At 64.8% G+C, this 7,752-nt stretch carries 6 protein-coding genes; 3 read left to right on the top strand and 3 right to left on the bottom strand.

Translation table 11 applies throughout. The annotated features are described in order from the left end of the window. Positions 1-20: 20 nt before the first annotated feature. The 3 genes from gloA2 to hrpB all read right to left on the bottom strand — a co-directional run bounded on the left by gloA2 (position 21) and on the right by hrpB (position 5,507). On the bottom strand, positions 21-431 hold the full coding sequence (gloA2, locus tag BN1127_RS18445; RefSeq protein WP_042650422.1) for an SMU1112c/YaeR family gloxylase I-like metalloprotein: 411 nt from the start codon (positions 429-431) through the stop codon (positions 21-23). A 42-nt stretch (positions 432-473) separates the two neighbouring features. Further along, the gene (gene mrcB, locus BN1127_RS18440; protein ID WP_005327576.1) at positions 474-2,795 is read right to left on the bottom strand and encodes a penicillin-binding protein 1B; all 2,322 of its coding nucleotides are present in this window, start codon (positions 2,793-2,795) and stop codon (positions 474-476) included. A 264-nt stretch (positions 2,796-3,059) separates the two neighbouring features. Then, positions 3,060-5,507 carry an ATP-dependent helicase HrpB gene (gene hrpB, locus BN1127_RS18435; protein WP_042650421.1) on the bottom strand — a complete coding sequence of 816 codons (2,448 nt, stop codon included), beginning with the start codon at positions 5,505-5,507 and terminating at the stop codon, positions 3,060-3,062. A 236-nt stretch (positions 5,508-5,743) separates the two neighbouring features. Between hrpB and thpR the strand changes: the two genes are divergently transcribed. The 3 genes from thpR (at position 5,744) to dksA (ending at position 7,598) form a co-directional block, all read left to right on the top strand. After that, the gene (thpR, locus tag BN1127_RS18430) at positions 5,744-6,289 is read left to right on the top strand and encodes an RNA 2',3'-cyclic phosphodiesterase (RefSeq protein WP_005327573.1); all 546 of its coding nucleotides are present in this window, start codon (positions 5,744-5,746) and stop codon (positions 6,287-6,289) included. Further along, on the top strand, positions 6,286-7,023 hold the full coding sequence (sfsA, locus tag BN1127_RS18425) for a DNA/RNA nuclease SfsA (protein WP_005327571.1): 738 nt from the start codon (positions 6,286-6,288) through the stop codon (positions 7,021-7,023). Before thpR ends, sfsA begins: the two co-directional genes overlap by 4 nt. A 125-nt stretch (positions 7,024-7,148) precedes the next feature. Beyond that, entirely contained in the window at positions 7,149-7,598 is a 450-nt protein-coding gene (dksA, locus tag BN1127_RS18420; protein WP_005329052.1) for an RNA polymerase-binding protein DksA, read from the top strand. The last annotated feature ends 154 nt before the right edge of the window (positions 7,599-7,752 follow it).

Here is a 7,752-nt window from a genome sequence, read left to right as displayed (position 1 = left end):
TTAACTGATCAGCATTGCGCTCATGCCGGCTCCGCATCGACCTCGTAGAGCTCCAACGGCAGGCCGTCCGGGTCTGCGAAGAAGGTGAAGCGGCTGCCGGTCAGCTCGTCCACCCGTACCGACTCCACGGCCACCCCGTGCTGCTCCAAATGGGCGATGACGGGATCGAGCGCCTGCACCCGAAACGCCAGGTGCCGCAGACCACACGCCTCCGGCCTCGAGGGGCGCGCAGGAGGGGCGGGAAAGCTGAACAGCTCCAGCTGGCTGCCGTCAGGCAGCGCCAGATCCAGCTTCCAGGACTGGCGTTCGGCCCGCAGTGTCTCCGCCAGGATGGGCAGCCCCAGCACCTGGTGGTAGAAGTGGCGCGAGCGCTCATAGTCGCTGGCGATGATGGCCACATGGTGAATGCCGCCGAGCAGGGAAAGTGTCATGGCAATCCTTGTAAAACGGGCAGCCTGGGCTACCCGTCTCCGTTAGTTGAAGAAGCCGCCGAACCACTGATCCAGCGCGTTGACCGGGTTGGATACCGGGCTGGCGCAGCTCATCGGCTCGCTCAGTCCCGCCAGCTTGGCCGGCACCTGCAGACTGCCGGGGCAATCGCTCGCGACCCGGGCGCCGCTGCTGCGAGAGAAGCTGGCCCAGCTCACCCCTTCCGGCATCTTCAACCCCAGGCTGTTGACGCCGCGCTGGCTCATGTAACCGCTGAACAGCTGCAAGGCACCGCTGGCCCCGGTCAACCCGGCGGGCTGGTTGTCATCCCGACCGACCCAGATGCTCACCAGTTCATTGTTGTCCATCCCGGCAAACCAGGAGTCCCGCAGCTCGTTGGTGGTCCCGGTCTTGGCGGCCATGGTGGCGCCGGGGAACTTGGCACCGAGCGCCCGGGCCGTGCCCTGGCTCACCGTCTTGGTCATGGCGAACAGGGTCAGCCAGCTGGCCTGAGGATCCGTCACCCGCTTGGCGGTCTCGTCATGCTGATAGAGCTGGCTGCCATCGCCGTTCACCACGGCGCGGATCGCCGACAACGGCTGGGTCAGCCCCTGGTTCGCGATGGGCAGGTACATCTGGTTCACCTCCATGGGCGAGAGCGCCACCGCCCCCAGCACCAGAGAGGGATAGGGCTGGATCTCCTGCTGAACCCCCAGCTTGTGCAGGGTGTCCACCACCTTGTCGAGCCCCACCTGAAGACCCAGATTGACGGTCGGCACGTTGAGGGAGCTGGCGAGCGCCTCCATCAGCGGCACGCTCTGGCGGAACTTGCGATCGTAGTTCTGCGGCGTCCAGATCTGGCCATCCTGACCACGGATGCGGATCGGCTGGTCCTTGAGCGGCGTGCCCAGGGTCAGGCCGTTGGAGAGGCCGGTGAGATAGACAGCCGGTTTCACCAGGGAGCCTATCTGGCGACGGGCATCCAGGGCACGGTTGAAACCGGCGTAACGGGGATCCCGTCCCCCCACCATGGCGACCACCTCGCCCTTGTGCCAGTCGGAGACCACCATGGCCGCCTCCAGCTTCTTCTTGCCGCGCTGCTTCTCGATGGTGGCGAGGCCGGTCTGCACCGCCTGCTCGGCGGCATGCTGGGCGATGGGATCCAGGCTGGTGAAGATCTTGAGGCCGGACTGCTTGAGCAGATCCGGGCCGAAGCGGTTCTGGATCTCCCTCTTGAGCAGCCCCATGAAGGCCGGGGTGCGACCATAGCTCATCTGGCCCCTGGCTATGATGCCAAGGGGCTGCTTGCTGGCCAGCTCATACTCGGCCTGGGTCAGGCTGCCGTGCTCCATCAGCAGTTTCAGCACCAGATCCCGGCGCGCCTTGGCCCGCTCGGGGAAGCGCCAGGGATCGTAATAGGAGGGCCCCTTCACCATGCCCACCAGCAGGGCCACCTGATCGATGTCCAGCTCGTTGACCGGGATGCCGAAGTAGAAGTAGGAGGCGAGCCCGAAGCCATAGACCCCCTGGGAGAAGTTCTGCCCCAGATAGACCTCGTTGAGGTAGGCTTCCAGGATTTCGTCCTTGCTGTAGCGGTAGTCAATCAGCACCGCCATATAGGCTTCCTGCGCCTTGCGCCACAGGCTGCGCTCCCGGGTCAGGAAGAAGTTCTTGGCGAGCTGCTGGGTGAGGGTACTGCCCCCCTGTACGGTACGACCCGCCAGCAGGTTGGCTACCATGGCGCGCATGATGGCCACCGGCGAGACGCCGCCGTGCTGGTAGAAGTCCCGATCTTCGGTGGTCAGCAGGGTCACCAGCAGGCTGTCCGGCACCTCGGCGATGCGCACCAGCAGGCGATCTTCCCGATCCTCGGTGTTGAGGCGATCAAGCAACACCGGGTCCATCTGGGCATAACCGAGCTGACGCTGGTTCTCCAGGGACTGAATCCCCTCCAGCCGCGCACCGTTGAAGGTGAGGCGCAAGCCACGGGCGCCGTCGGCGCCGTCATGGAACTCGAACGGACGGCGCACCAGCTCGATGCGATTGCCGTTGACCGCATACTCTCCCGGGGTGTGGGGCTGGCGCACCTGCTTGTAGCTCAGCATGTTGAGCTCCCGCAGCATCTGGGTCTGGGAGAGACGCTGGCTGGGGTAGAGCTCCAGTGGACGGCTGTAGACCATCACGGGCAACTGCCACTTCTCCCCGTCGAAGCGCTCGCGCACCTTGGTATCGAGGTAGATACCAAACACCACCATGAAGGCCGCCACCACCAGGGAGAGCTTGAAGCCAAGCCAGAACAGGGTGCGCCAGATGGTGCGCTTGGGAGCTGCCTTCTTGGGGGGGCTCTTGCGTCGTTGGGTTGCCATAATTCCTCTTTGCTTTCCTTTCTACTTGTGATGTCGCATTCGCGAACGGCCGATCGGGCTTAACCAATCGAACCTGGATCCTGGGTTTCGCTTCGCCAGACAAATGGATGCCCGGCCCCTCATCCCCACCCCTTCTCCCATGTCTTTGAAAAAGGAGAGGAGAAGGGCGCAAACACCAACCTCACTCGGTTCCCTCTCCCTCTCGGAGAGGGCTAGGGTGAGGGCTGTCTGCTGGAGTTGGGCTTCGCTACGCTCAGCACCAACCTACAGCCCCATCTTCTTCTTGGTGACTTTGGTCGGCATCGCCTCCAGCGGATTGTCCGGCCAGTAGTGGCGGGGGTAACGTCCCTTCATCTCTTTCTTCACCTGCTCATAGGATCCCGCCCAGAAGGCGGCGAGATCGGCAGTGATCTGCAGCGGCCGCTGGGCCGGGGAGAGCAGCTCCACCACCAGGGGCACCCGGCCATCGGCCACGCAAGGGGTAGTGCCCTGCCCGAACATCTCCTGAATGCGCACCGGGATCACCGGGGCCTGCCCCGGCTGATAGCGGATCCGTACCCGACTGCCGGTCGGCGCGCTGAAGTGGCTCGGCAGCGCCTCGTCCAGCCGTTTTGGCAAGGGCCAGGGCAAGGACTGCCGCAGCAGATCGGAGAGGTTGAGCCTTTTGAGCTGCTCCAGCCGGGTCATGCCACTCAGGGCAGGCAAGAGCCACTCCTCCAGCCGGGCCAGCAGACTCTCGTCGTCCACGGCGGGCCAACCCTCGTCCGGCAGCCAGTCGGCCGCGCAGCGCAATCGGGCCAGCAAGCCTTCGCTGCCCTCGTCCCAGGGCAGCACGTGCAGCCCCTTGCGACGAATGCCCTGCAACAGGCAGCGCCCCTTCTGTTCGTCGGAGAGATCCGTCAGCGGCCGCTGGCCGAGCACCAGTTCGCCGATCACCTGCTGGCGCTCGGCCCGCACCCGCTCCTCGCGCTCGTCCCAGTCGAACCACTGGCGCTCGCTGACCAGCTCCGGCAGTTGGCGTACCAGCTCGTCCAGCGCCACCGGCTCGGCGATGAAGATGCGGCTGCCGCGATCGTTCTGCCCCATCTCGATGGCGATCAGGGCCCCCTGTCCCTGACATGGGTGACCTTCTACCAGATCGCAGCCGATCCCACCACTGAGTTGATAGCGGCTGCCGCTGCGCAGCTTGCCTATCCGATCCGGCCAGGCGAGGGCGCACAGCAGCCCCAGCCACTGCCCCTGTGCATTGGCAGGGCGTGCCCCCAGGCGTTCGAACCAGCGGGCGGCCCCCTGACGCAAGGCCCCCTGGCGGCGATGGAAGAGCACGGAGAGGCGCTCAGATCCTCGCAGATCTTCTTCCAGCAGCGCCACCAGGAATGCCGCATCGGCGACAATCCCTGTCAGACCCTCGGCCTCCAGCTCCCGGGCCCGCAACAGCATGCGCGCCAGACGGGGATGAGTGCCGAAGGCGGCCATGGTGCGGCCGGCCGGAGTGAGTTGTTGCTCAGCCTCCGGCTTCATGGCGCCAAGGGCCACCAGCAGGCGACGGGCACTCGCCACCGCAGCAGAGGGGGGCATGTCCAGCAGCGGCAGGCTCTCCACCCTGGCGCCCCACTGGGCGGCGTCCAGCAGCAGACCGGTCAGCTCCTGGGTGAGAATGTCCGGCGGGCTCTGCTCGGCGAGGCGCTCCTGCACCTCGGCGCTCCAAAGCCGGTAACAAACCCCGGGGCCGAGACGGCCGGCACGGCCCGCCCGCTGGGTGGCGGAGGCCCTGGCAATCTGACGGGTCTCCAGCCGGGTGACGCCACTTCTCATATCGAAGGTGGCGCGCCGCTCCAGCCCGCTGTCGATGACCACAGAGACCCCCTCTATGGTGAGGGAGGTCTCCGCCACATTGGTGGTGAGCACCAGCTTGCGGCTCCCCGCCGGGGCGGGCTCGATGGCCGCCTGTTGCGCCGCCATGTCAAGCCGGCCATAGAGAGGGGCGAGACGCACGTCGTCCGGCAGGCGCCCTTCCAGCCACTGGGCGAGCCGCTCTATCTCCCCCTGTCCCGGCAGGAACACCAGGGCACTGCCCGCGTGGGCCGCCAGCGCCTCCAGCACCACGGCGCCCACCTGGGGCTCCAGCCACTGCTGGCGATTGGCGGGGCGGTAGTGGTAGTCGATGGGAAAGCCGCGCCCCTCGGAGCGGATCACAGGGGCCCCCGGCAACAGGGCCTCCAGCGCCATTCCGTCCAGGGTGGCGGACATGATCAGCAAGCGGAGATCATCGCGCAGCCCCTGCTGGCTCTCGATGGCGAAGGCCAGCGCGGTATCGGCATGCAGGCTGCGTTCGTGGAACTCATCGAAAATGACGAGCGACACCCCGGCAAGCTCGGGATCCTGCTGCAACATCCGGGTCAGCACCCCCTCGGTCACTATCTCGAGCCGGGTCGCGGCACTGGTGCGACTCTCGCCCCGCACCCGCAGCCCGATGCGCTCCCCCACCTTCTCTCCGAGCTGGCGCGCCAGGAAGCTCGCGATGTTGCGCGCCGCGAGGCGGCGGGGCTCCAGCATGATGATGCGGCCGGGCAGCCGGTTTCGGCGCACCAGCTCCAGGGGCAGCAGGGTCGACTTGCCCGCGCCGGGAGGGGCCTGCAGGATCACGCTGACGTGGCTGTCGATGGCATCAAACAGCTCGGGCAGCACCGAGACGATGGGGAGTTGGGACAAAACGGTGGAGCCCTTCTGTGATGACCAGGAAAACGGCGCCCATTCTGCCACAGCCAGCCGCCCACCGTCAGCAGCCGTGCCGGGGGCGCACCAACCGGTTGGGGTTGGCCAGGGGAATGCTCCGTCGGCACGACAGCTCTGCTCACATAGGCGCGAGACGCGACCAGGAGACATCCGCAGACGAGCTGCCATAGAATGGTCCTCTCATGTGAGTACCACGAGGATCGACGCTGCGCATGCCCAGACTCTTCTTTGCCCTGCCCCTACACCAGCTTGCCCCCGCTCTGATCGACTGGCGCGAACGGCGCCCCTGGCCCGGCCTGCCGGTGCCCGAGCATAATCTGCATTTGACCCTGGCCTTTCTCGGCGAGGCCGACGAGGCCACCCAGGCCAGCCTGATCGCCGCCGCCGGGCAGCAGCGCTGCCCCCCTTTCAGCGTCCATCTGGATCAGACCGGCTGGTTTGCCCGCGCCAAGGCTGCCTGGGTGGGACCCAGTGAGTGGCCAAACGAGCTGAACGTGCTGGCCAGGGCCCTGCGTCGCCACGGCGAGAAGCTGGGGCTCGGCAACGGCGAGCAGGGCTATCGCCCCCATGTCACCCTGTCGCGCAAGGCGGCCGAGGCCCCGGAGGCGCTGCCGGCGCCGGACTTCGTGCTGCAGGCGGATCGCTTCTGCCTCTATCGCTCCGTCAGCACGCCGGACGGGGTCCACTACGAGCCGCTCGCCTGCTGGCCCCTGCGTGCCCGCGCCAAAGCAACAAGCAGCGAGGAGCTGACCTCATGATTTTCGATCCCCCCTTGCAATCCGGTCTGCTCATCGCCCGCTACAAGCGCTTCCTGACCGATGTGCAGCTCGACAACGACGAGGTGATCACCCTCCACTGCGCCAATACCGGTGCCATGACGGGTTGTGCCGATCCGGGCACCCGGGTCTGGTACTCCACCTCAAGCAACCCCAAGCGCAAGCTGGCCCACAGCTGGGAGATAGCCCAGAGTCCGGCGGGTCACTTCATCTGCGTCAACACCGCCCGGGCCAACCAGATCGCCCGGGAGCTCATCGAGCAAGGGGCGCTGGCCCCGCTGGCGGGTTATGCCAGGCTGCGCACCGAGGTGAAATACGGGGAGGAGAACAGCCGCATCGACCTGCTGCTGGAAGACGAACATCGGCCGAATTGTTACATCGAGGTGAAATCCGTCACCCTGCTCGACGAGCGGGAGCAACCGGGCATGGGCTACTTCCCCGATGCGGTCACCACCCGTGGCGCCAAGCACTTGCGTGAATTGATGGCCATGAAGGCGGCCGGACACAGAGCCGTGCTGCTGTTCATGGTGTTGCACTCCGGCATCGCGAGAGTGCGCCCTGCAGCCCATATCGATCCGCACTATAGTCAGCTTGTTGAGCAAGCAATTACGGCAGGGGTTGAAATTTTATGCTATCGCCCCCATGTTGGGGTGCAGGGCATGGTGGCTCAAGATTTTATTCCATTTGAATCTGGTCACCTGCTACCCGAGGGCTGAGAATAAATGCTGAAGTGGGTAACAATATTGACAAGGCTTGTTTGCCTCCCGTTGACCCTTCTGCTATAGATACCGCCCTCAATTTATGGATGGCACGGGTAGCGTGCTGAATTAGGAGACAGGGCATGCCAACAGGCGAAAACAGGAAATCTCTGGGCCCCCTGGCCATTGCGGGTGTAGAGCCTTATCAGGTGAAAGCCGGTGAGGAGTACATGAATGACCAACAAAAGGTACATTTTCGCAAGATCCTGGGAGCCTGGCGCAACCAACTGATGCAGGAAGTTGACCGCACCGTCGACCACATGAAGGATGAGGCTGCAAACTTCCCGGATCCGGTCGATCGCGCCGCGCAGGAAGAAGAGTTCGCACTCGAACTGCGCACCCGCGACCGTGAACGCAAGCTGATCAAGAAGATCGAGAAGACCTTGCTGCTGCTCGAAGAAGACGACTTTGGTTACTGCGAACATTGCGGTATCGAAATCGGCATTCGTCGTCTGGAAGCCCGTCCGACTGCCGACCTCTGTGTCGACTGCAAGACGCTGGCTGAAATCAAGGAAAAACAGATGGCTGGCTGATGCCGCCCATCGACATGGACAAAAAAAGGGAGCTCGCAGGCTCCCTTTTTTATTGAGCTTTTCCCACGACCATCCCAGAATGCAGCCTCAATGCATCGTCTACCCGAATTCCATGGCCATGACCCCCTCCTCCCCTCTCCGCCCCCATGTCGGT

The organism is Aeromonas media (assembly GCF_000819985.1).
GTDB lineage: Bacteria > Pseudomonadota > Gammaproteobacteria > Enterobacterales > Aeromonadaceae > Aeromonas > Aeromonas media.
Note: the sequence above shows the minus strand (reverse complement) of the source record. Positions and strands in the feature narration are given on the sequence as shown.

Coding starts and splice junctions, on each gene's coding strand:
- gloA2 (WP_042650422.1), bottom strand. CDS start 431: ATGACACTTTCCCTGCTCGGCGGCATTCACCATGTGGCCATCATCGCC.
- mrcB (WP_005327576.1), bottom strand. CDS start 2,795: ATGGCAACCCAACGACGCAAGAGCCCCCCCAAGAAGGCAGCTCCCAAG.
- thpR (WP_005327573.1), top strand. CDS start 5,744: ATGCCCAGACTCTTCTTTGCCCTGCCCCTACACCAGCTTGCCCCCGCT.
- sfsA (WP_005327571.1), top strand. CDS start 6,286: ATGATTTTCGATCCCCCCTTGCAATCCGGTCTGCTCATCGCCCGCTAC.
- dksA (WP_005329052.1), top strand. CDS start 7,149: ATGCCAACAGGCGAAAACAGGAAATCTCTGGGCCCCCTGGCCATTGCG.